General features: G+C 67.6%; 20 protein-coding genes and 1 pseudogene. 12 read left to right on the plus strand and 9 right to left on the minus strand.

All coding sequences use genetic code 11. The features are described from left to right. Positions 1 to 6: 6 nt before the first annotated feature. Positions 7 to 444: pseudogene (locus QMX82_RS26085) on the plus strand (methyl-accepting chemotaxis protein); the annotation flags it as partial. On the opposite strand, the gene QMX82_RS16890 reads toward QMX82_RS26085, so the two are convergent. Beyond that, positions 441 to 1,052, minus strand: coding sequence for a histidine phosphatase family protein (locus QMX82_RS16890; RefSeq protein WP_282285700.1), 612 nt, complete (start codon positions 1,050 to 1,052; stop codon positions 441 to 443). The pseudogene QMX82_RS26085 and the gene QMX82_RS16890 sit on opposite strands and share 4 nt — an antisense overlap. Before the next feature lie 5 nt (positions 1,053 to 1,057). Beyond that, complete coding sequence (locus QMX82_RS16895; RefSeq protein ID WP_282285702.1) at positions 1,058 to 2,230, minus strand: sensor histidine kinase; 1,173 nt, start codon at positions 2,228 to 2,230, stop codon at positions 1,058 to 1,060. Positions 2,231 to 2,825: 595 nt separating this feature from the next. Here QMX82_RS16895 and tyrS point away from each other — a divergent pair. From tyrS to QMX82_RS16940, 9 genes are all read left to right on the plus strand, one after another. Next, complete coding sequence (gene tyrS, locus QMX82_RS16900; RefSeq protein ID WP_282285704.1) at positions 2,826 to 4,070, plus strand: tyrosine--tRNA ligase; 1,245 nt, start codon at positions 2,826 to 2,828, stop codon at positions 4,068 to 4,070. A gap of 10 nt (positions 4,071 to 4,080) precedes the next feature. Then, the gene (locus QMX82_RS16905) at positions 4,081 to 4,758 is read left to right on the plus strand and encodes an SDR family oxidoreductase (RefSeq protein ID WP_282285706.1); all 678 of its coding nucleotides are present in this window, start codon (positions 4,081 to 4,083) and stop codon (positions 4,756 to 4,758) included. 98 nt (positions 4,759 to 4,856) lie between these two features. Then, entirely contained in the window at positions 4,857 to 5,624 is a 768-nt protein-coding gene (locus tag QMX82_RS16910) for an SDR family NAD(P)-dependent oxidoreductase (RefSeq protein ID WP_208694833.1), read from the plus strand. A 179-nt stretch (positions 5,625 to 5,803) separates the two neighbouring features. Next, complete coding sequence (locus QMX82_RS16915) at positions 5,804 to 6,988, plus strand: acetyl-CoA C-acyltransferase (protein WP_282285709.1); 1,185 nt, start codon at positions 5,804 to 5,806, stop codon at positions 6,986 to 6,988. A 14-nt stretch (positions 6,989 to 7,002) separates the two neighbouring features. After that, the gene (locus QMX82_RS16920; protein WP_282285713.1) at positions 7,003 to 7,788 is read left to right on the plus strand and encodes an enoyl-CoA hydratase; all 786 of its coding nucleotides are present in this window, start codon (positions 7,003 to 7,005) and stop codon (positions 7,786 to 7,788) included. Between the two features lie 65 nt (positions 7,789 to 7,853). Beyond that, complete coding sequence (locus tag QMX82_RS16925) at positions 7,854 to 8,756, plus strand: LysR substrate-binding domain-containing protein (protein WP_282285715.1); 903 nt, start codon at positions 7,854 to 7,856, stop codon at positions 8,754 to 8,756. Positions 8,757 to 8,939: 183 nt separating this feature from the next. After that, positions 8,940 to 10,247 (plus strand): MFS transporter, encoded by a 1,308-nt coding sequence (locus QMX82_RS16930; protein WP_208694837.1) that lies wholly within the window; start codon positions 8,940 to 8,942, stop codon positions 10,245 to 10,247. Beyond that, on the plus strand, positions 10,244 to 11,497 hold the full coding sequence (locus QMX82_RS16935; RefSeq protein ID WP_282285717.1) for a metal-dependent hydrolase family protein: 1,254 nt from the start codon (positions 10,244 to 10,246) through the stop codon (positions 11,495 to 11,497). Before QMX82_RS16930 ends, QMX82_RS16935 begins: the two co-directional genes overlap by 4 nt. Positions 11,498 to 11,558: 61 nt before the next feature. Further along, positions 11,559 to 11,960 (plus strand): ester cyclase, encoded by a 402-nt coding sequence (locus tag QMX82_RS16940; protein WP_282285733.1) that lies wholly within the window; start codon positions 11,559 to 11,561, stop codon positions 11,958 to 11,960. Here QMX82_RS16940 and QMX82_RS16945 read toward each other — a convergent pair. The 5 genes from QMX82_RS16945 to QMX82_RS16965 are packed head-to-tail and all read right to left on the minus strand — an operon-like array spanning position 11,957 to position 17,941. Further along, positions 11,957 to 12,976, minus strand: a complete 1,020-nt coding sequence (locus QMX82_RS16945) for an AraC family transcriptional regulator (protein ID WP_282285735.1) — start codon at positions 12,974 to 12,976, stop codon at positions 11,957 to 11,959. The two genes, QMX82_RS16940 and QMX82_RS16945, sit on opposite strands and share 4 nt — an antisense overlap. Next, positions 12,973 to 14,355 carry a dihydrolipoyl dehydrogenase gene (gene lpdA / locus QMX82_RS16950; protein ID WP_282285737.1) on the minus strand — a complete coding sequence of 461 codons (1,383 nt, stop codon included), beginning with the start codon at positions 14,353 to 14,355 and terminating at the stop codon, positions 12,973 to 12,975. Before lpdA ends, QMX82_RS16945 begins: the two co-directional genes overlap by 4 nt. Before the next feature lie 2 nt (positions 14,356 to 14,357). Beyond that, entirely contained in the window at positions 14,358 to 15,644 is a 1,287-nt protein-coding gene (locus QMX82_RS16955; protein WP_282285739.1) for a dihydrolipoamide acetyltransferase family protein, read from the minus strand. A gap of 1 nt (position 15,645) precedes the next feature. After that, on the minus strand, positions 15,646 to 16,704 hold the full coding sequence (locus QMX82_RS16960; protein ID WP_282285742.1) for an alpha-ketoacid dehydrogenase subunit beta: 1,059 nt from the start codon (positions 16,702 to 16,704) through the stop codon (positions 15,646 to 15,648). A gap of 4 nt (positions 16,705 to 16,708) precedes the next feature. Then, positions 16,709 to 17,941, minus strand: coding sequence for a thiamine pyrophosphate-dependent enzyme (locus QMX82_RS16965; RefSeq protein ID WP_282285744.1), 1,233 nt, complete (start codon positions 17,939 to 17,941; stop codon positions 16,709 to 16,711). 223 nt (positions 17,942 to 18,164) lie between these two features. Here QMX82_RS16965 and QMX82_RS16970 point away from each other — a divergent pair, with 223 nt between their 5' ends. After that, complete coding sequence (locus QMX82_RS16970; RefSeq protein WP_133859317.1) at positions 18,165 to 18,626, plus strand: Lrp/AsnC family transcriptional regulator; 462 nt, start codon at positions 18,165 to 18,167, stop codon at positions 18,624 to 18,626. Between the two features lie 15 nt (positions 18,627 to 18,641). On the opposite strand, the gene QMX82_RS16975 is transcribed toward QMX82_RS16970, so the two are convergent. Both QMX82_RS16975 and QMX82_RS16980 read right to left on the minus strand, forming a co-directional pair. Next, a complete protein-coding gene (locus QMX82_RS16975; protein ID WP_208694844.1) occupies positions 18,642 to 18,854 on the minus strand; it encodes a hypothetical protein in 213 nt (70 codons plus the stop codon). 65 nt (positions 18,855 to 18,919) lie between these two features. Beyond that, a complete protein-coding gene (locus QMX82_RS16980; RefSeq protein ID WP_133859315.1) occupies positions 18,920 to 19,327 on the minus strand; it encodes a response regulator in 408 nt (135 codons plus the stop codon). A gap of 398 nt (positions 19,328 to 19,725) precedes the next feature. On the opposite strand from QMX82_RS16980, the gene QMX82_RS16985 reads away from it, so the two are divergent. Beyond that, a complete protein-coding gene (locus QMX82_RS16985; RefSeq protein WP_282285748.1) occupies positions 19,726 to 21,486 on the plus strand; it encodes a glycoside hydrolase family 5 protein in 1,761 nt (586 codons plus the stop codon). The last annotated feature ends 69 nt before the right edge of the window (positions 21,487 to 21,555 follow it).

Genomic DNA, 21,555 nt, shown 5'->3' on the forward strand with positions numbered 1-21,555 from the left:
GACACGGTCGCGGTGATGACCCGCATCGCCGACGAGATCCAGGTCGCCGCCAATGGCATCGAAGACCTCGGCAAGCAGTCGCTGGTGATCAGCGCCATCGTCAAGACCATCAGCGGCATCGCCGAGCAGACCAATCTGCTGGCGCTCAACGCCGCCATCGAAGCCGCCCGGGCGGGCGAGCAGGGCCGGGGGTTCGCCGTGGTGGCGGACGAGGTCCGGCAACTGGCCGGGCGTACCAGCAAGGCCACCGAAGAAATCGTCGGGGTGGTGCAGCAGAATCAGCAACTGGCGCAGACCGCAGTCAGCAACATGGCCGCCAGTCGCCAGCAGGCGGAGCAGGGGCTGCACCTGGCGAGCAACGCCGGGGTGCGCATCACCGAGATCCAGGAGGGCGCCCGCCAGGTGGTGGGCGCGGTCAGCCAGTTCGCCCGGCGGCTGAGTTAGGACTGGTCGTCCCAGCCAGGCGCGCTGTACCACGCATAACCGGCCGCATCGAGTTCCAGCCAGCGGCCCTGGTGGATGACCATCCGGGTCGCCACCTCAGGGCTGGCCAGACCGGTCGCCACCAGCAGGCTGCGGATCAGGGCGCCATGGGCCACTAGTAGCGTGGGACCCTGGAGTTCTTCCAGCAGCGGGCGCACTCGCTCGGCGGCATCGGCATAGCTTTCGCCACCGGGTACCCGAAAGGTATAGGGCTCGGCGACGCGTCGGGCGTGCTGCTCCGGATAGCGCTGGATGATGGTCGGCATGTCCAGGCCCTCCCAGTCACCAAAGGCCTTTTCCGCCAGGCGCGCATCGCGGCCCAGGCTTTTCGGCGTGCCCGGCAGCTGCGCCAGGATCAGATCGAGCGTCGCGCTGGCGCGTTGCAGCGGGCTGCTCAGGCAGGCGAAGCGAGAGACGTCGAGGCGTTCACGCAGGGCCAGGCCCACGGCTTCGGCCTGGGCGCGGCCGCGACCATTGAGGGGTATGTCCTGGCGACCCTGGAGGCGGCCGCTGGCGTTCCAGTCGGTTTCGCCGTGACGGATCACCAGCAAGGGAGAGGGCAAGGGCAAGGGTATCAATCCAGGGCAGTGGGTAGGGTAAGGATGAAACGCAGGCGACTGTCCTCCAGGCGCGCGACCAGGCTGCCGCCATGACCGCGGGCGATTTCCCGGGCGACATAGAGGCCCAGGTCCAGGCGCGCGGGCTGCGCCAGGTCGGCCTTGCTCAGCGCCGGCTGGAACAGCTGGCCCAGAGTGCCAGGGTCCACCACGGCGGTGCTGCTTTCCACGACAAGGCTATAGCAGCGTTCGTGGATCTCGCCGCGCAGCAACAGGTTGCCCCCAGGGGAATTGCTGGACGCGGCCTGCTCCAGCATGGCGTCCAGCGCCTGCAGCACGCGAGGCAGGTCCAGACGCAGGGCGGCCGGCAAGGCCGGCAATTCGCTGCTCAATGTCTGCTCGGGAACGCGAGTCTGCAGCGTGGCGAACAAGCCCAGGAGCCGTTCATTGACGTCGTCCACCAGCGCCGGTTTCAGCGGCAGGCCATGACCCAGGCGCACGCGCACGAAATCGGCGGCCACGGCGCTGCGTTCGGCCAGGCGGCGTGCCTCGGTTTGCCAGTGCCGGACCTGGGGCGTAGCCGCGGACAGGTCCTGGGTGGCCAGCGCCTGGAGCGGGCGCTGCAGATCTTCTTCCAGGAGCACCAGCAACTGCTCGCGCAAGGGCTCCAGATCGCGATCGCCGCGCGGGCCGGGGCTTTCCTCGCGACGTTGTTCTTCGCGGGCGAGCAATTCACCCAGCAGACGGGCGAAGCCATCCAGGGTAGCTATCACCGAACGCTGCTCCAGTAGTGGCCCGGGCTGGGGATCGAAGGCGCACAGCGTCCCGAAAAAAGTCCCGTTGGGACGAAACACCGGGACCGACAGGTAGCTCTTCCAGCCATAGAGGCCGGGTGCCGGATGATCGCAGTAGGTGGGGTTCTGGGTCACGTCGCTGATGATCACGGCCTCGTGGGAGGAGCGCACGTGGTTGCACAGCGTGGATTCGAGGTCCAGTTCGGCGCCGGGTTGCAGGCCGAAGGCGAGGCGATCTTCCACCGCGCAGGCGATCCAGCGCTGCTCGGTGACCTCGGCGATGGTGGCGACCCCAAGGCCGCTGACATCACAGACGACGCGCAGGAGCGCCGCGACGGAATCCAGGGACGCCAGCAGCTCGATGCTTTCGACGGTGCTGGAGAGTTGGCTGGGCATGACGCTGTAGTTCTCTGACGGACACGGCCTGAACGCTAGGCCAAGAGACGCCGGACGGCAACCATCAGCTATGCCTCATTGAGAGTGTTCCAGGCCGAGACTAGCCGATCAGGTCGGTCGCGTAGGCCAGTACCGTGAGGCAAAGCAGTAGCAGCAGCAGATTGGCCGGGGTGATGCTTTTCATCGGTGGGATCCTCTCACGCAAGGGATTTTCCTTGTCCAGGTACACCTGGAAACGCCACGTCGGCGCTGGGGATCACTAGGGGTGGAGCGGGTACGTTCATCTCTGCGTCTCGATACTGCTGGCAAAGGACAGGTGTCGGAACGCCACTGTCGCCGTTCGTTCAGCGCCTGCCAGGGGAGGTGCGACATCTGGTCGAAGCGGCAGTGCGAGCGGTTCGCAGTTGCCAATCGCTGGGCGAGCCGGTAGCGTGGCGCCCCATGCGAACCTTCCTCTGCCCCATTAGCGCCTATTACTACTACCTGACCAACATCGGGTGGTAGGTACTGCGCTGCATGACCGAACCGCCTAGGGCGGCTCGGTCAAGGCAACTTCTCCCGGTCTCCCTGGCACCGTCCAGCCACAGGAGACCCCATGGACAGCACCCAGCAAGACCTGCTCGCCACCCTCGAAGCCCGCGGCTTCGTGCACCAGACCACCGATCGTGACGGCCTCGCCCGCGCCCTTGCCGCCGGACCGGTGACCGGCTATCTCGGCTTCGACGCCACCGCCGACAGCCTCCACGTCGGTCACCTGCAGGGGCTGATGCTGATGCGCTGGCTGCAGCGCGCCGGCCATCCCATCCTCCTGCTGATCGGCGGGGCCACCACCCGTATCGGCGACCCCAGCTTTCGCGACAGCAGCCGCCCGGTGCTGACCGAGGGGCAGATCGCGCTGAACATGGCCGGTATCGCCAAGGCTTTTCACCGCTACCTGGAAGTGGGCGATGGCCATGGCCGCGCCCTGGTGGTGGACAACGCCGAATGGCTCGATGGCCTCGGCTACCTGAATTTTCTCGGCGCCGTGGGCCGGCACTTCTCCATCAACCGGCTGCTGACCTTCGATGCCATCAGGAATCGCCTCGACCGCGAGCACTCGCTGTCCTTCGAGGAATTCGGCTACACCCTGCTGCAGGCCTACGATTTCGTCGAGTTGTCGCGGCGCTATGGCTGCACCCTGCAACTGGGCGGCGCCGATCAGTGGGCCAACATCATCAACGGCGTGGAGCTGTCGCGCCGGCAGGGCGGTCCCCGGCTCCATGGCCTGACCATGCCACTGCTGGCCACCCGTGACGGGCGCAAGATGGGCAAGTCGGCCCAGGGCGCGGTCTGGCTCAACGAGGAACGGCTGTCGGCCTTCGACTTCTGGCAGTTCTGGCGCAATTGCGACGATGCCGACGTCGAGCGCTTCCTGGCCCTGTTTACCGAATTGCCGTTGGACGAAGTCCACCGACTGGGCGCCCTGGGCGGTACGGAAATCAATCTGGCGAAGAGCGTGCTGGCCAACGAGGCGACCCGGCTGGCCCATGGCGAGCGGGCGCAACGCGAGGCTGAGGCAGCCGCCGCCGAGGTATTCGCTGATCGAGACGGCTCCGGGCAGTTGCCGGAGGTCGCCGTGAGCCGCAGGCAACTGGACGCGGGCGTCACCCTGGTCGAGTTGCTGGTCGAGGCGGGAGTGCAACCGTCGCGCAGTGCGGTACGTCGACTGGCGGAAGGCGGCGGCCTGCGCCTGGACGAGCAGCCGGTGATGGATCCCGCTATCCGTCTGGCGCTGAGCGACGCGGGTCGGCGGGTGAGTCTGGGCAAGAAACGGCATCTGCGCATCACGTTGGTGGACTGAGGAGAAGACGATGAAGGTCTGGGTGATAGGTGCCTCGCGGGGCATAGGGTTGGGGCTGGTGGAGCGCTATCTGAGGCAAGGGGCTCAGGTTTTGGCGGTGGTGCGAACGCCGAACGCCGCGTTGGATGCCCTGGCCGCGACCGCCAAGGGGCGGTTGCGGGTAGTGACCGGCGATCTGCGCGATCCCGACCTGGGCACGCGACTACTGGACGAGCTGGGTGACGGCTCGCTGGAGCGGCTGATCGTCAATGCCGGAATCATGGGGCCGATGGAAGAAGAGGGGCCGCGGGCGACGGTCGCGGAGCTGGGCGAGCTATTCCTCACCAATGCGGTGGCGCCGCTGCGGCTGCTGGAGACTCTGGCACCGCGGATGGCCGCTGCCGGGGTGGCGGCCTGCCTGAGTTCGCAGATGGGCAGCGTCAGCCTGGCACGAGCCGCCGAAATGCCGCTTTATGGCGCCAGCAAGGCAGCGCTCAACAGCCTGCTGCAGAGCTGGGTCGCCGGGCGGCGACCGGCGTTCGCCGTGCTGGCCCTGCACCCGGGTTGGGTGCGCACCGAACTGGGCGGCTCCAGCGCGCCGGTCGAGGTGGCCGATAGCGTCGCCGGTCTGGTGGCGACGATCGAGGCGCGGGCCGGCCAGCCTGGCTGCGCCTTTCTCGACTACCAGGGGCAAGCCCTGCCCTGGTGAACGAGGGGCCGGATCGCTCGGTGCGACTGAGCGCTCCGGCCCTTGTCCGACCCCGGCCGAGGATCGAAGATGAGTCCATCATCCTGGGGAGTGCCACCATGCGCATCGACGAGCGAAACTTTCTGGTAACCGGCGCTGGGTCGGGCCTTGGCGCCGCCACCGCTGAGGGACTGATCGCGGCAGGCGCCCGGGTGGCAATGCTGGATCTCCAGGCCGAGGCCGTACAGGCCCACGCCGAACGGTTCGGCGACCAGGCCCTGGCGCTGGCCGTGGACGTGACCGATGCCGAGGCCCTGAGCGCCGCCTTGGATGCCGTGCTGGCCCGCTGGGGCAGTCTGCAGGGGGCGATCAACTGCGCCGGCATCGTCGGCGGCGCACGCATCCTCGGACGTAACGGCCCCCACGACCTCGCCGCCTTCGCGCGCATCATCAACGTCAATCTGGTGGGCAGCTTCAATGTCCTGCGCCTGGCCGCCGCGGCCATGGCCAGGGGCATGGCCGAGGCCGACGGCGAGCGCGGCGTGATCGTCAACACCGCCTCGATCGCCGCCTTCGATGGCCAGATTGGCCAGGCCGCCTATGCCGCGTCCAAGGGGGGCGTCGCCGCGCTCACCCTGCCGGCGGCGCGCGAGCTGGCCGGGCAGGGCATCCGGGTCATGACCATAGCGCCGGGCGTCTTCGAGACGCCCATGATGGCCGGCATGACCCCCGAGGTACGCGACGCCCTGGCCGCCAACGTGCCCTTTCCGCCGCGCCTCGGCCGCGGCGAGGAATTCGCCGCCCTGGTCCGCCACATCATCGAGAATCCCATGCTCAACGGCGAGGTGATCCGCCTCGACGGCGCGCTGCGCATGGCCCCGCGCTAGGCCCTGTACGAAGAGTCGCCGAGCGATGGTCAGGCGAGGCGAAAAGCGCTGAGGAAGCGGACCGGCGAGCGAGTTTACGAGTGGTAAATGAGCATTCCGACGGGGCTGGCCACCCAGGCGCTTTTCAACGAAGCATCACCAAGTGTAGGCACTTTTCGTAAGGGCCTAGGAGAGTTGCCATGAACGATCCCATTGTCATCGTCGCCGCCGCCCGTACGCCCATGGGCGCCCTGGGTGGCGAACTGGCCGCGCTGTCGGCGCCGCAACTGGGCAGCGCCGTGGTCCGCGCCGCACTGGAGCGGGCGGGCTGGGCGCCAGAACGGGTCGACGAGGTGCTGCTGGGCTGCGTGCTGCCCGCTGGCCTCGGCCAGGCACCGGCACGCCAGGCGGCGCTTGGCGCCGGTCTGGCCCAGAGCACGCGCTGCACCACCCTGAACAAGATGTGCGGTTCGGGGATGCAGGCGGCCATCCTCGGCCATGACCTGCTGCGCGCCGGGAGTGCCGAGGTGGTGGTGGCGGGCGGCATGGAAAGCATGAGTCGCGCGCCCTATCTGCTGGAAAAGGCCCGCAGCGGCTACCGCCTCGGCCACGGCGCCCTGATCGACAGCATGTTTCTCGACGGCCTGGAAGACGCCTATGAACCCGGGCGCCTGATGGGCACCTTCGCCGAGGATTGCGCCGCGCGCCTGGGCATCGGCCGCGAACGCCAGGATGCCTATGCCCAGCAGTCCCTCGCCCGGGCGCGCCAGGCCCAGGCCAGCGGTGCCTTCGCCAGCGAGATCGTCGCGGTGGAGGTGGCGGGGCGCAAGGAGACCCTGAGCATCGACACCGATGAGCAACCCCGCCGTGCCGATCCGGCGCGCATTCCCACCCTCAAGCCGGCCTTTCGCGAAGGCGGTACCGTCACCGCGGCCAACGCCAGTTCCATCTCGGATGGCGCCGCGGCGCTGCTGCTCATGCGGGCCAGCACGGCCGGGCGCGAAGGGCTGAGGCCGCTGGCGACGATCCGTGGCCATGCCGCCCATGCCGGCGCCCCGGGCGACTTTCCCACCGCGCCCATCGGCGCCATCCGCACCTTGCTCGAGCGCATCGACTGGCAGCTGAGCGACGTCGACCTGTTCGAGATCAACGAAGCCTTCGCCGTGGTGGCCCTGGCCGCCCAGGATGCCCTGGGGCTGGACCCGGAGCGCCTGAACGTGCACGGTGGCGCCTGTGCCCTGGGCCATCCCATCGGCGCGTCCGGTGCGCGGATCCTGGTGACCCTGATCCAGGCGCTGCGCCAGCGCGGTCTGCGCCGGGGCGTGGCGGCCATCTGCATCGGCGGCGGCGAGGCCACGGCCATGGCGCTGGAACTCAACGACTAGACAAGGACAAGACCATGAGCGAAGCCTCTACCGAATCGACCCTGCTGCTGGAGATCGAGGCGCGCGTCGCCCTCATCACCCTCAATCGCCCCAAGGCGCTCAACGCCCTCAATGCCCAGCTGCTCCATGAGCTGGATGCCCTGCTGGCGCGCCTGGACGCCGATCCCGAGGTCGGTTGCGTGGTGCTCACCGGCTCGGCCAAGGCCTTCGCCGCGGGCGCCGACATCAAGGAAATGGCCGGGCAGGGCTATCCGCAGATCTACCTGGACGACTACTTCCGCGTCGCCGACCGCATCGCCGAGCGGCGCAAACCGCTGATCGCCGCCGTCGCCGGCTATGCCCTGGGCGGTGGTTGCGAACTGGCGCTGCTGTGCGACTTCATCTATGCCGCCGACACCGCGCGCTTCGGCCTGCCCGAGATCACCCTGGGCGTCATTCCGGGCATCGGCGGTACCCAGCGGCTGACCCGCGCCCTGGGCAAGGCCAAGGCCATGGAACTGTGCCTGACCGGGCGGCAGCTGCACGCCGCCGAAGCCGAGCGTGCCGGGCTGGTTGCCCAGGTGTTTCCCGCCGACGAACTGCTTGAGCGCACCCTGGAAACCGCCCGCGGCATCGCCAGTCGTTCGCTGCCGGCGACCCTGCTGCTCAAGGAAAGCGTCAATCGCGCCTTCGAGACCAGCCTGGCCGAGGGCATCCGCTTCGAGCGCCGGGTCTTCCATTCGCTGTTCGCCAGCGCCGACCAGAAGGAAGGCATGGCGGCCTTCGTCGAGAAGCGTCCGGGGAAGTTCGAGCATCGTTGAGCACATCCCGCGCCCGTCAGCGGCGCTAGACTGGCCGTTTCAGCCCAGCGTTACAGAGCCTCCGGATGCGTATCGAGCCCTTGCCACCCCTGACCAATCTGATTGCCTTCGAGGCAACGGTCAGGCTCGGCAGCTTTACCCGGGCGGCGCTGGAGCTCAACCTCACGCAGAGCGCCATCAGCCGTCAGGTGGCGCAGCTGGAGGCCTTTCTCGGTCGCGCGCTGTTTCGTCGAGAGCACAAGCGGCTGCACCTGACAGTCTCCGGGCAGCGCTATGCTGAACGGGTTCAGCAGTTGCTCGCGGGTCTCGCGGAAACCACCGCGGACGTCATGGATATCAGCGGCGAGCAGCAGCTGGTGCTGGCCTGTTCCTCGGGCGTGGCCGCGCTCTGGCTGGGCCCGCTGATCGGCCGCTTCGCCAGTGCCTTTCCCGGCATCGACGTGCGCCTGCGGGTGCTGGACAACCTCGATACCCTGCTCAAGCCCGAATTCGATCTGGCGCTCTATTTCCTGCGTGAACCGCCGCCCCCGGGGTTGGCTGGCCGCCAGTTGTTTCCCGAGTGGGTAGGCGCCTATTGCGCGCCGGACTACCTGAGCGGGCGTCAGCTGTCACCCCCGGAGCTGCTCGACCGGTGCCTGCTGATGATCGAGGACGGGCAGCGGCGCTGGCTGTCCTGGGCGGAATGGTTCGCGCGGCTGGGCTATCCCGCCCCGCGGATCCGCCAGCGGCTCACCGTGAGTCAGTACCCCATCCTGGTCGATCTGGCGATTGCCGGCCACGGTATCGTCCTGGGTTGGCGCCCCATGATCGATGCCCACCTGCACTCGGGTGCGCTGGTGGCAGCCTGTAGCGAATGCGTGCAGGGGCAGGGGGGTTACTACCTGCTGTGGCCGGGCGATCGTCAGCCGGGCCTGGCGGCGCGCCGTTTCGAGACCTGGCTGAACGACAGCCTGAGCGCGTCGCACTGATCCTTCTTGCATGCGTCAGGCGCATGCAAACCCCTGCAATCAGCGTTTTCCTGCGTCTCGGGTAGCCCCTTAAGCTCGGCGGCAGAGGGCGGAGATCCTCGTCCTGTTTCCTTTATCGAAACTGCCGTCGCCGGTGCAGGGACTCCCGAGTTTCCTGCGCGACTCGCATTCAGGGAGCCAACAATGCAGAGCGCTACGACCTTTCCGCAGCCGTCCGCCGTCCAGCGCCGCCAGGCCAACAAGGCGGTGATCGCCACCGTGATCGGCAACGGTCTGGAGTGGTTCGACTTCACTGTCTACAGCTTCTTCTCCGTGATCATCGCCAAGGTGTTCTTTCCGAGCGCCAACGAGCTGACCTCCTATCTGCTGGCCCTCGCCACCTTCGGGGTCGGCTTTTTCATGCGGCCGGTCGGGGGGATTCTGCTCGGTATCTACTCCGATCGCCGTGGCCGCAAGGCGGCGCTGTCCCTGACCATCCTGCTGATGGCCGCTGGCACCCTGATCATCGCGGTGACCCCGGGCTATGCCCAGCTCGGCCTGTTCGCCCCCGCGCTCATCGTCTTCGCCCGGCTGCTGCAGGGTTTTTCCGCCGGTGGCGAGATGGGCAGCGCCACCGCCTTTCTTACCGAGCACGCACCCGCTGGCCAGAAGGCCTATTACTCCAGCTGGATCCAGGCCAGCATCGGCGTGGCCGTGGCGCTGGGGGCGGGCTTCGGCGCCCTGCTGTCGGCGCTGTTGACGCCGGAGCAACTGGAGAGCTGGGGCTGGCGGCTGCCGTTCCTGTTCGGCTCGCTGATCGGTCCCGTCGGGTTCTATATCCGCAGCCGCATCGACGAGACGCCGGCCTATGCCACCGTCGAGCGGGCCCAGTCGCCCTTGCGTGAGGTCCTGCGCGTCTACCCGCGGCAGACGGCGACCAGCTTTTCCATGGTCGTGCTCTGGACGGTGTGCACCTATGCCGTGCTGTTCTACCTGCCGTCCTATGCAACGCGGGTGCTGGGCCTGCCCAGTGGTCTGGGCTTCACCGCCGGCATGCTCGGTGGCCTGGTATTGCTGGTGGCGACGCCACTGGTAGGGCGTCTTGCGGATCGCCATGGCAAGCGACCCTGGCTGCTGGGGTCCGCCGTGGCCATCTTTTGCGCCGCCTGGCCGCTGTTCTGGATGCTCAATCGCTGGCCTGGCCTGGCTTCCCTGCTGGTGTTCCAGGCCGTGCTGGGGCTGCTGATCTCCGGGTACCTGGGTGGTCTGCTGGCGGCCTTCGGCGAATTGTTGCCGACCCGGGTGCTCTCCACCGGGCTCTCGGTGGCCTACAACTTCGCGGTGACGCTGTTCGGCGGCTTCGCCACCTTTACCGTGACCTGGCTGATCGCCGCCACCGGCAGCCCGCTGGCACCGGCCTTCTACATCATGTTCGCCGCGGCCATCAGTGCCGGGGGCGCCGCGCTGTTTCGCGACGCCGCCAGCGGCCAACCCTCGGGAGAATCCGCATGACCCAAAGCACCTCTCTACTGCTGCGCAACGGCAAGCTGCTGGATCTGGCGAGCGGCGCCCTGATCACCGGCAAGGAAGTCCTGGTGGAGGGTGAGCGCATCACCGCGGTACGCGATCAGGGCGCTAACCCGCCGGTCGCTGCTACGGTCATCGACCTCGGGGGTCGCACCCTGATGCCGGGCCTCATCGATTGCCACGTGCATGTGCTGGCGTCCAGTGCCAACCTGGGCTTCAACGCCCTGCAGCCCAACGCCATCATCATGTACCGCGCCCTGCCGATCCTGGGCGCGATGCTCGAGCGCGGCTTCACTACCGTCCGCGATGCCGGCGGCGCGGACTGGGCGCTGGCGCGCTCCATCGCCCTGGGGCTGGTGCCGGGCCCGCGGATCTTCGCCTCCGGCAAGGCGCTGTCACAGACGGGCGGCCATGGAGACATGCGGGCGCGCGGGGAGCTGCTGCTGAACGAGCCGTGCAGTTGCTGCTTCCGCGCCGGCGCCATCGCTCGGGTGGTGGACGGGGTGGACAACGTGCGCAAAGCGGTACGCGAAGAACTGCAGCAGGGCGCCAGCCAGATCAAGATCATGGCCTCCGGCGGTGTTTCCTCGCCCACCGATCCCATTGCCAATACCCAGTACAGCGAAGCCGAGATTCGCGCCATCGTCGAGGAAGCCGAGGCGGCCAATACCTATGTGATGGCTCATGCCTATACCGCTCGGGCCATTCGCCGCGCCGTGGCGTGCGGGGTGCGCACCATCGAACACGGCAATCTGGTCGACCGGGAGACGGCGCAGTTGATGCGCGAGCGGGGCGCCTTCGCCGTGCCCACTCAGGTGACCTACGAGATGCTCGCCGAGCACGGCGCCCGCTATGGTCTGCCGGCGGACTCCGTGGCCAAGATCGAAGACGTCCGTCTGGCGGGCCGTCGGGCCCTGGAATTCTTCGCCGAGGCGGGCGTGCCCATGGGCTACGGCTCCGACCTGCTGGGCGAAATGCACGAATACCAGACCCAGGAACTGCGCATCCGCGCCGAGGTGCTGGGCAATCTGGAGGCCTTGCGCAGCGCCACCAGTGTCGCGGCACGCATCCTTGAACGCGAGGGCGAGCTGGGTTGCATCGCGACCGGAGCTCTGGCCGATCTGCTGGTCGTGGATGGCGATCCGCTGACTGATATCTCCTGTCTGGTGGGACAGGGCGAAAGACTCGACGTCATCCTGCAGGGTGGCCGTCTGGTGAGGAATCGCCTCGGGTGACGGGAGTCTTGCCGGCCTGGCGCGGTCCCCTGTAGCAGTCAACGCCCTTGGAGAATTCATCATGTCCCTCGCCGCAACCGAACTCGGCAGCCATTACCAGGCCTACCTCGACTGCCTCAATCGCCAGGCCTGGACGGCGCTTGGCCGTTATGTCGACGAGGCCGTCGAGCATAACGGTCGCCCGTTGGGATTGGCCGGCTATCAGGCCATGCTGGAAGGCGATCACGCCGCCATTCCCGATCTGCACTTCACCGCCCATCTGCTGGTGGTCGAGGCACCCTGGCTGGCCGCGCAGCTGGATTTCGATTGCACGCCGCGCGGCGAGCTGTTCGGGCTGGCGGTGAACGGACGGCGCGTACGCTTCAGCGAACATGTCTTCTATCGCTTCGAGAACGGACGCATCCGCGAGGTGCGCTCGGTGATCGATACCGCCGCCATCGCCGCCCAGTTGGCCGACGGCTAACCTGCCCGGGTCTGGCGTTGGCGATAGCCGAGGGGGCTGAGGCCCGTCCACTTGCGAAAGGCGCGCTGGAAGGAACGGGGATCGGCGAAACCCAGGCGCAGGGCCAGTTCGTCCAGGGCCAGGGCGCCCTGGTCCAGCTGGCGACAGGCCAGGCGGCACCGGCGTTCGTCCTTGAGGCCCTGGTAGGTCTGGCCGCTCGCCGCCAGCTGGCGCCTCAGGGTGGCGGGCGCCAGGCCCAGAGTCGCGGCCAGGCTCACGGCGTCCGGCCAGTGCTCCGGTGCGCGGCTGCGCAACAGGGCGCGGATGCGGGCGATCAGGTTGGCGTCGTCGCGATAATGCACCAGCAGATTGCCCGGCGCGGCAGCGATGAAGCGCCGTGCGTCCGCGGCAGTACGGCGGATCGGCAGGTCCAGCACGGCAGCGTCCAGCAGCAGGCAGTCTTCGCCGCGGGCGAAGCTCAGCCTGGAGCCGAAGCGCTGCCGATAGTCGGCCAGCAGTTCCGCTGGCGGCTCCTCGGCAGTCTGGCGGATGTCCTCCAGCGGCAAGCGACGGCCCACCAGCCAGCAGGCCAGGCCGTGCAGGATCAGCCAGAGGGTGAAGACGGCGAAGCTGCCCGGCAGACTGCCCGCGGCCAGCCGCAGGGCCACCCGCTCGCCATTGCGCTGCAGGCGCAGGTCGACGCCGAGGGTCAGCCGCAGGAAGTCGACGCTTTGCCGCAGGGCATCGCCCAGGGTCGGTTGCAGGCGGGTGCTCTGGCAGAGAAAGGCGAAGCTGCCCGCCGGCAGCGGGCGCGGACCGAGGGCGAAGAATTCATCATCGAAACGCCGCGCCAGGCGATACCACAGCTGGCCGAACAGCGGCGCCGAGAGGCGCTCGCGGCCAAGCAGCAGGTCGGATAGCTGGACGCCTTCGGCGGCGAGCAGGGCGTCCGGCGCCAGACCACTGCGCCGGCACAGCCCGGCCAGAGCCTCGTCGAGGATGCTCCGCGCCAGGCTGTCGCGCGGCAGGCCGGTCACAGATGCAGAGCCCGGCCCAGGGCCCGCAACGCCGCTTCCTGCACCGCTTCGCCCAGGGTGGGGTGGGGGTGCAGGGTGGCGGCGACGTCTTCCAGCTGCATGCCCATTTCCAGACTATGGGAAAAGGCCGTGGCCAGTTCCGCCACCTGCTGCCCGGTGGCCTGCCAGCCGAGGATACGGTGGTCGTCCGCGCGGGCCACCACCCGCACGAAGCCTTCCGGCGCCTCAAGAGTGAGGGCACGGCCATTGGCAGCGAAGGGGAAGCTGGCGACCTTGGTCTCCAGCCCCTGGGCCTTGGCCTGCTCGGGGGTGAGGCCGACCACCACGATTTCCGGATCGGTGTAGCAGACCGCCGGGATGGCCACCGGGGCGAAACGCCGCCGCTTGCCGGCGATCAGCTCGGCCACCACCTCGCCCTGGGCCATGGCGCGGTGGGCCAGCAGGGGTTCGCCGGTGAGATCACCGATGGCCCAGACGTCGGTCATGCTGGTACGACAGCCGTCGTCGACGCGGATATAGCGACCGTCGTAGTCCAGCGGCAGGCGCTCCAGGCCTTCGGTGCGGGGGCGGCGGCCGGCGGCGACCAGGATGCGCTGGGCCGGCAGAAGCTCTTCCTGACCGTCGCCACGGGTCATCCGCAGGCCCGCGCCGTCCGCGGCCAGACCGGCGACGGTACAGCCCAGGTGCAGCTCGATGCCCAGGCGTTCCAACCGCTGCCGCAGCGGTGCCGTGAGCTCGGCATCGTAGCCGGGCAGCAGACGCGACTGGGCTTCCACCACCGCGACCCGGGCGCCCAGCTTGCGATAGGCGATGCCCAGTTCCAGGCCGATATAGCCGGCGCCCACCACCACCAGGTGCTCGGGAATTTCCGTGGGTGACAAGGCTTCGGTGGCCGATATCACCGGACCCCCGAAGGGCAGGCTGGGCAATTCCACCGAGGTGGAGCCCATCGCCAGCACCAGGTGCTCGGTGCGGATGCGCAGCCGCTCGCCGCCGGCGCGCTGCACCTCGACGGTCTTGCCATCGAGGATTTCGGCCCAGCCCTCGACCACCGTCACGCCCTGCTTCTTGAGCAGGGCGGCGACGCCGGTGGTGAGACGATCGACGATGCCGTTCTTCCAGGCCACGGCCTGGCCAAGATCCAGCTCCGGGCGGCCGTGGCGGATGCCCAGGCTGCCATGCTCAGCGCGACCGCTGGCGCGATGGTATTCCTCGGCGACATGGATCATCGCCTTGGAGGGAATGCAGCCGACGTTGAGGCAGGTACCGCCGAGGGCGGCGCCCTCCACCAGGGTGGTGGCGATGCCCAGCTGGGCGGCGCGCAAGGCGGCGACATAACCGCCGGGACCGCCGCCGATGATGAGGAGTCGGGTGTCCATGGCTACTCCAGGAAGAGGGTGGCGGGTTGTTCGAGCAGCTGGCGCACGGCCTGGATGAAGCTGGCGGCGTCCTGGCCATCGATCAGCCGGTGGTCGAAGGAGGCGGAGAGATTCATCAGCTTGCGTGGCACCACCAGGCCGTTGCGGAAGGCCGGGCGCTCGACGATGCGATTGACGCCGATGATGGCCACCTCGGGATGGTTGATGATGGGCGTGGAGGCGATGCCTCCCAGCGGACCGAGGCTGCTGATGGTCAGGGTCGAGCCGGACAGTTCGTCGCGACCGGCCTTGCCGCCGCGCACCGCGGTGGCCAGCCGGGCCACCTCCTGGGCGCAGCCCCAGAGATCCAGGGTTTCGGCGTGCCGTACCACCGGCACCGCGAGACCCTGTTCGCCCTGGGTGGCGATGCCCAGGTGCACGGCGCCATAGCGGGTCACGGTACTGCTGTCTTCGTCGAAGCGCGCATTCATCTGCGGAAAGTCCCGCACCGCCACTACCAGGGCGCGAGCCAGGAAGGGCAGCAGGGTGAGATGGGCCCGACGCCCCTGCCAGCGCTGGTTGAGGGTGGCGCGCAAGGCTTCCAGCTCGGTGACATCCACCTCTTCCACATAGGTGAAGTGGGGGATATGCCGCTTGGCGGCCTGCATCTTCTCGGCGATCTTGCGTCTCAGGCCGATCAGCGGGATACGCTCCTCGCCACTGCGTTTCGCCAGGCCACCGCCGCCAGTGGCCGGTGGCAGTCCGGCGTCGCGTTGCTGCACATAGGCTTCCAGATCGCCATGCAGGATGCGCCCGCCCTGACCGCTGCCGGTGACGAAGCGCAATTCGATGCCCAGGTCCCAGGCGTGCTGGCGCACCGCGGGAGACGCCAGCGGCGGGCTGCCGGGGGCCGGTCGGGAGGCCGGTCGCTCGTCGTCGCGCGGGAGCTCCAGGTCCGCGCGTCGCGGAGCAGGGGCCGCCGCGGGCTTGGGCGCTTCCGCCTTGGGTGCTGGCGCCGTCGCGGCTTCCATCGGCACGGGGCGACTGGCCTCGCGCAGGTTGCCGTCACCGGCCACCTCCAGGCGGATCAGCTCGGCGCCCACGGCCAGCACCTGGCCAGGCTCGCCGCCCAGGGCGACCACCCGGCCCACCACCGGGGAAGGGATCTCCACCATGGCCTTGTCGGTCATGACGTCGGCGAGGGTCTGGTCTTCGCCGACTTCATCCCCTACCGCCACGTACCACTTGACCAGTTCCACCTCGGCGATGCCTTCGCCGATGTCGGGCATCTTGATGACATAGGTACCCATCTCAGACCTCCATGACGCGCTTGAGCGCGGCGCCGACCCGGGACGGACCCGGGAAGTAGTCCCACTCCTGGGCATGCGGATAGGGGGTGTCCCAGCCGGTCACGCGCTCGATGGGCGCCTCCAGGCGATGGAAGCAGTGCTCCTGCATGAGGGACACCAGCTCGGCGCCATAGCCGCAGGTGCGGGTGGCTTCGTGGACCACCACGCAGCGGCCGGTCTTGTTCACCGAATCGGTGAGGGTCTGCAGATCCAGCGGCCAGAGGCTGCGGATGTCGATCACCTCGGCATCGATGCCGGTCTCGGCGGCGGCCGCCAGGGCGACCCAGACGGTGGTGCCATAGGTCAGCACCGTGACCTGCTTGCCGGGACGGACCACGGCGGCCCGTTCCAGCTCGACCCGGTAATAGCCGTCCGGCACGGCGCTGGCCGGATGGCCCGACCAGGGCGTTACCGGGCGGTCGTGATGGCCGTCGAAGGGGCCGTTGTAGAGGCGCTTGGGTTCGAGAAAGATCACCGGGTCGTCGCTTTCGATGGAGGCGATCAGCAGGCCCTTGGCGTCGTAGGGATTGGACGGCATCACGGTGCGCAGGCCGCACACCTGGGTGAACATGGCCTCGGGGCTCTGGCTGTGGGTCTGGCCGCCATAGATACCGCCGCCACAGGGCATGCGGAACACCAGCGGCGAGGTGAACTGGCCCACCGAGCGATAGCGCAGGCGCGCCGCCTCGGAGACGATCTGGTCGATGGCCGGGTAGACGTAATCGGCGAACTGGATCTCCGCCACCGGGCGCAGGCCGTAGGCGCCCATGCCCACGGCGGCGCCGGCGATGCCGTTCTCCGAGATGGGCGCATCGAACACCCGCGAGGCGCCATATTTGGCCTGCAGGCCCTCGGTGCAGCGAAAGACGCCGCCGAAGTAGCCGACGTCCTCGCCGAACACCACCACGTTGTCGTCGCGTTCGAGCATCACGTCCATTGCCGAGCGGATGGCCTGGATCATGGTCAGGGTGCTGCGGCTGCCGGCCTGGGTCGGCAGGTCGGCTTCCTGTTGTACGGTCATGGCGTCACTTCCCGAGCTGTTGGCGTTGGCGGCGCAGGTGCGGCGGCAGGTCCTGGTAGACCTCCTCGAACATGTCGGCGGCGCTGGGGGCGAGATCGCTGGCAAAGGTGCCATGGGCTTCGGCGGCCTTTTGCGCGGTCGCCACCTCGGCTTCCAGCTCGGCGGTCAGCGCCTGGTGCTGTTCGTCCGACCAGAGCCCGCGACCGATCAGGTGCGCCTTGAGCCGGTCGATGGGGTCGCCCAAGGGGAAGTGCGTCCAGTCATCGGCGGGACGGTACTTGGACGGATCGTCCGAGGTGGAGTGGGGACCGGAGCGGTAGGTCACCCATTCGATCAGGGTCGGCCCCAGGTTGCGCCGGGCGCGTTCGGCGGCCCAGCGCGAGGCGGCCAGCACGGCGAGGAAGTCGTTGCCATCCACCCGCAGGGCGGCGATGCCATAGCCGAGGCCACGGGTGGCCAGGGTGATGCCCTCACCGCCGGCGATGGCCTGGAAGGTGGAGATGGCCCACTGGTTGTTGACGATGTTGAGGATCACCGGCGCCCGGTAGACGTGGGCGAAGGTGAGGGCGGCATGGAAGTCGCCTTCGGCGGTGGCGCCGTCGCCGATCCAGCCGGCGGCGATGCGGGTATCGCCCTTGATCGCCGAAGCCATGGCCCAGCCCACCGCCTGGATGTACTGGGTGCCCAGGTTGCCGGAGATGGAAAAGAAGCCGAGGTCGCGGTAGGAGTACATCACCGGCAGCTGGCGACCCTTGAGCGGATCCCGGGCATTGGACAGCAGCTGGCAGATCATCTCGTCCAGCGGCGCCTCGCGGGCGATGAGGATGCCCTGCTGGCGATAGGTGGGGAAATGCATGTCGTCCGGGCGCAAGGCCAGGGTCTGGCCGACGGCGATGGCTTCCTCGCCGAGGCACTGCATATAGAAGGACAGCTTCTTCTGCCGCTGGGCTTTGAGCATCCGCGCATCGAACAGCCGGGTCTTGAGCATGGCCCTGAGGCCCCGCAGCAGCAGTTCGGGTGCTTCTTCGGTGGCCCAGGGGCCGACGGCGCGCCCCTCTTCGTCGAGGATGCGGATCAGCTGGGTGGCCAGTTCACGGGTATCCACCGGTGCCACGTCCACCGGCGGCCTTTCCGCACGGCCGGCGGGGCAGAGTTGCAGGTAGCTGAAATCCGTAGGGCGTCCCGGTCGGCCACTGGGCTCGGGGACGTGCAGGCGCAGGGGAGGGTAGTCGCTCATGGCCGCCCCTCCAGCTGGATGAGGGTGCGGGCGGGTCGCAGGACGGGTTGACCGTCCGGATGCGATGCAGGGTGCCACATGGTGGAGGCCTCGGCATTCTTGTTATTGGTCACCTGAGTATAGGCCGGCTCCGCTAGCCGTTTTGCCGCAATTTCGGGGTGGGCAGTTCGGGCTTTTGGTGCTATTGAACCCAGTACAAGAACAACAGTAGAGGTTTTGCACCATGGCTGGTCTGGATCGTATCGACCTGCGCATCCTCAATGCCCTGTCGGCCGATGGCCGTCTCAGCTGGCGCGATCTGGCGCAGAAGATCGGGCTGTCGCTGACCCCGACGCTACGGCGGGTCAAGCGTCTGGAAGAGGAGCGCTACATCCAGGGTTATCACGCCCACCTCGACGAAACCCGGCTGGCCGGCAGTGTCAGCGTCTTCGTCTCGGTGCGCCTGGAGAAGCAGTCCACCGACTACCTGCGCGCCTTCGAACGGGAGATCGTCAAGGCACCCCAGGTGATGAGCTGTTTCCAGATGACCGGGGATGCCGACTATGTGCTGCGAGTGGTGGTGCAGGACCTCGCGGCCTATCAGCACTTTCTCGCCGAGACCCTGACCTGCATCCCCGGAGTCGCCAGCGTCACCTCGGCGTTTTCGCTCAAGGCCGTCCTGCTCAGGCCGGCGCCGCTGCTCTGAGGCAAGCAGGGGTGGCTAGCGGATACCCAAGGTGTGGCGGACCTGCTGCGCCTGGGCGGCACAATAGGCGCTGTCCCTCAGGCGGGCGCTATCCAGCATCAGGGTCAGGCGGCGATCGCTGGGGACACGGCGGCACTGCACCGGCAGACCGCCATCCGGGGCCAGGGGACCGAACAGGCAGTCGATGTTGGGCAGTTGCGCAGCGAAGGCATGGGTGAGGGCGAGCATGGATGGCGTCCGCGAGGTGGAGGTGGCGATGTGACACTATTCACATCGCCAGGGTTCCTCAACCTTCAGGCGCTGGGCGTAACCGAATAGGCGACGCCGTTCACTGCATCGATCAGCTGACCGATCGACCAGGGCTTGGGCAGGAAGCGCACCTGGCACTTGATGCTCGCGGTGGACGGCGTTTCGTAGCCGGACATGACAATAATCGGCATGTCTGGCCAGCGCTTGCAGACCATGTTGGCCAGCTGCGCCCCATCCATCGAGCCCGGCATACGGATATCCGTCAGCAGCAGGTCGATGTTGGCGTCTTCCTTTTCCAACAGCGTCAACGCGGTGTCGGCGGAGTCAGCGGCGATGATGTTGAAGCCTTCGGGTTCGAGGATCTCGCGGACGAAATCCGCGACCAGTGGCTCGTCGTCCACCACCAGGAGAGTGGGTCGGAAGACAGGGGTTCCCGGCTGTTCTGCGCGCATGACTGGACCTTATATACAAGACGTTGCTGAGCCTTGGATAGCCGCGAACCGGGAAAATTCCCCAGTCTGAATGTCAATGAATCTGGCGCCAGATTTCCGTCTCCAACCCGGGATTATTTTTTCAGGTGCAGCTTTCCGAGGCTGCGACCCCATGCCGCGTACATTTGGTTACGTTTCTCGCAACAGCTCTACGACAGGGCTTTCAGTGTTTCGATGAAGCAGACGGACTGCCCGTCGAGTGAAAGGTTCCAGTCACCTGGCATATGACTTGTATTGGGTAAGGTAACTGCAGGACGCAGGGTACTTTTTTTGTCACGTCCCAGTGGCCTTACCTAAACCCAGGCTTTGCTCGTACACAAAGGATATCGACGCCACGCCTCCCTAAGCAGTATCCGACCATGACGCCTATCCGCTCCTTCGCTACCGCCCTTCGTCGTCCGCTCGCCGCGGCCGCTACCGTTCTCGCGCTGTCCGCTGGCGTTGCCCAGGCCGAGCCTGTCAGCCTGGTCGGTCTGAATCTGTCGGGTGCGGGCTTCGCGCCCCAGGTGCTGCCCGGCATCAATGGCACCAACTACATCTTCCCGGTGGAGGCCTACTTCCAGCAGTGGAGCGCGCGGGGCGTCAAGCTGATCCGTTTCCCCATCATCTGGGAGCGCCTGCAGCCGCGTCTGGGCGGCCCGCTGGACAGCGCCTACGTGGCCCTGGTGAACCAGACCTTCGGTTATGCGCAGAAGCACGGCATCAAGATCATTCTCGACCTGCACAACTACGCCCGCTATCGCGGCCAGGTGATCGGCACCAGCGGCGTACCCTATGCCCGCTACCAGGAGATCATGACCCTCATCGCGCGGCAGTGGAGCGGCCAGTCCTCGCTGTACGCCTACGACATCATGAACGAGCCCCACGATGCCATGGCCTACTGGCCGACCGCGGCCCAGTACGGCATCAATGGCGTGCGCGCGGTGGACAGCACCCGCCCGGTCATCGTCGAAGGCAACGGCTGGTCGAGCGCCACCCGCTGGGCCGAATTCAACGACGCCCTGCTGGGGCTGAAGGATCCGGCCAACAACATCATCTTCTCGGCGCATTCCTACTTCGACGAGAACGCCGGCGGCAGCTACGACAAGACCGACGTCAACAAGCTCGATGCCAACTATGGCGTGACTCGGGTGAAGCCCTTTGTCGACTGGCTGAAGAAGAACAACAAGCGCGGCTACATCGGTGAATTCGGCGTCCCGGACAACAATCCGCGCTGGAATCTGCTGATGGACAACATGCTCGCCTACCTCAAGCAGAACTGCATCCCGGCGTCCTACTGGGCCGCCGGTCCCGGTTGGGGCAGCTACTTCATGTCCGTGGAGCCGATCAACGGCCAGGAGCGGCCGCAGTGGCCGACCCTGCGCAAGTACCTGGACGACAGCAGCTGCACCGCCATCGGCCCGGTCGCCAGTGGCAGCACCACGCCGGCCACCGGTGGTAGTGCCACCGGCAACAGCGGTTCGGCAGGCGGCAGCGTCGGCGGCAATTCCGGCAGCGGCACCGGTACCGGCAACGCAGGCAACACCGGTAGCAATGCCGGGGTCCAGATTCCGCCGAGCACCGGTGCGACCGCCGGTACCGTGACCTCGGTTATCAACGACTTCACCAACCCGGACTGGCACAAGGGGGTGTTCCTCAAGAAGGCCGCGATCTCGGTACCCGGTACCGCGGTGAATCGCGCCGCCTTCAAGGCCGGTGCCTATCTCACCACCGCGGATGGCCAGGTGCGGCGGATTTCCGGGGTGCAGGTCGGCAACAGCCTGGGCGTCTTCACCGAGGGCACGCCGTTCAACGGCAACGCCGTGGGCTATCCCAAGACCGTGACCGTGTCGCCCACCGGCGTGACCAGCGCCGCCAGCGTCAGCAGCGCCATCAACGACTTCACCAATTCCGACTGGAATCGCGGTGTCTACCGTCGCGGCGCCGCCATCTCCATCCCGGCCACCGCGGCCAATCGCTCGGCCTTCAAGCTGGGTGGCTCGGTACGCCTCGTCAATGGGCAGATCCTCAAGATCAGCTATGTGCAGGAGGGCGCCAGCAACCTGGGGGTGTTCTTCGACGCCAGCCGCCTGGATGCCAGCGTCGGCTACCCCAACACCCTGGTGTCCTTCAGTCGCTGATCTCCAGCAGCGGGCAATAAAAAACCCGGTGGCCGTGGGCCACCGGGTTTTTTATTGCCCGCTTAAAGG

The organism is Pseudomonas sp. PS02302 (assembly GCF_029959585.1).
Lineage (GTDB): Bacteria > Pseudomonadota > Gammaproteobacteria > Pseudomonadales > Pseudomonadaceae > Chryseomonas > Chryseomonas aestiva.

Excerpts from the sequence above, each read along its gene's own strand:
- QMX82_RS16965 (WP_282285744.1), bottom strand. The coding sequence starts at position 17,941 with ATGAGCGACTACCCTCCCCTGCGCCTGCACGTCCCCGAGCCCAGTGGC.
- QMX82_RS16970 (WP_133859317.1), top strand. The coding sequence starts at position 18,165 with ATGGCTGGTCTGGATCGTATCGACCTGCGCATCCTCAATGCCCTGTCG.
- QMX82_RS16915 (WP_282285709.1), top strand. The coding sequence starts at position 5,804 with ATGAACGATCCCATTGTCATCGTCGCCGCCGCCCGTACGCCCATGGGC.
- QMX82_RS16935 (WP_282285717.1), top strand. The coding sequence starts at position 10,244 with ATGACCCAAAGCACCTCTCTACTGCTGCGCAACGGCAAGCTGCTGGAT.
- QMX82_RS16940 (WP_282285733.1), top strand. The coding sequence starts at position 11,559 with ATGTCCCTCGCCGCAACCGAACTCGGCAGCCATTACCAGGCCTACCTC.
- QMX82_RS16955 (WP_282285739.1), bottom strand. The coding sequence starts at position 15,644 with ATGGGTACCTATGTCATCAAGATGCCCGACATCGGCGAAGGCATCGCC.
- QMX82_RS16975 (WP_208694844.1), bottom strand. The coding sequence starts at position 18,854 with ATGCTCGCCCTCACCCATGCCTTCGCTGCGCAACTGCCCAACATCGAC.
- QMX82_RS16930 (WP_208694837.1), top strand. The coding sequence starts at position 8,940 with ATGCAGAGCGCTACGACCTTTCCGCAGCCGTCCGCCGTCCAGCGCCGC.
- QMX82_RS16920 (WP_282285713.1), top strand. The coding sequence starts at position 7,003 with ATGAGCGAAGCCTCTACCGAATCGACCCTGCTGCTGGAGATCGAGGCG.
- QMX82_RS16960 (WP_282285742.1), bottom strand. The coding sequence starts at position 16,704 with ATGACCGTACAACAGGAAGCCGACCTGCCGACCCAGGCCGGCAGCCGC.
- QMX82_RS16910 (WP_208694833.1), top strand. The coding sequence starts at position 4,857 with ATGCGCATCGACGAGCGAAACTTTCTGGTAACCGGCGCTGGGTCGGGC.
- QMX82_RS16895 (WP_282285702.1), bottom strand. The coding sequence starts at position 2,230 with ATGCCCAGCCAACTCTCCAGCACCGTCGAAAGCATCGAGCTGCTGGCG.
- tyrS (WP_282285704.1), top strand. The coding sequence starts at position 2,826 with ATGGACAGCACCCAGCAAGACCTGCTCGCCACCCTCGAAGCCCGCGGC.
- QMX82_RS16985 (WP_282285748.1), top strand. The coding sequence starts at position 19,726 with ATGACGCCTATCCGCTCCTTCGCTACCGCCCTTCGTCGTCCGCTCGCC.
- QMX82_RS16905 (WP_282285706.1), top strand. The coding sequence starts at position 4,081 with ATGAAGGTCTGGGTGATAGGTGCCTCGCGGGGCATAGGGTTGGGGCTG.
- QMX82_RS16925 (WP_282285715.1), top strand. The coding sequence starts at position 7,854 with ATGCGTATCGAGCCCTTGCCACCCCTGACCAATCTGATTGCCTTCGAG.
- QMX82_RS16980 (WP_133859315.1), bottom strand. The coding sequence starts at position 19,327 with ATGCGCGCAGAACAGCCGGGAACCCCTGTCTTCCGACCCACTCTCCTG.
- lpdA (WP_282285737.1), bottom strand. The coding sequence starts at position 14,355 with ATGGACACCCGACTCCTCATCATCGGCGGCGGTCCCGGCGGTTATGTC.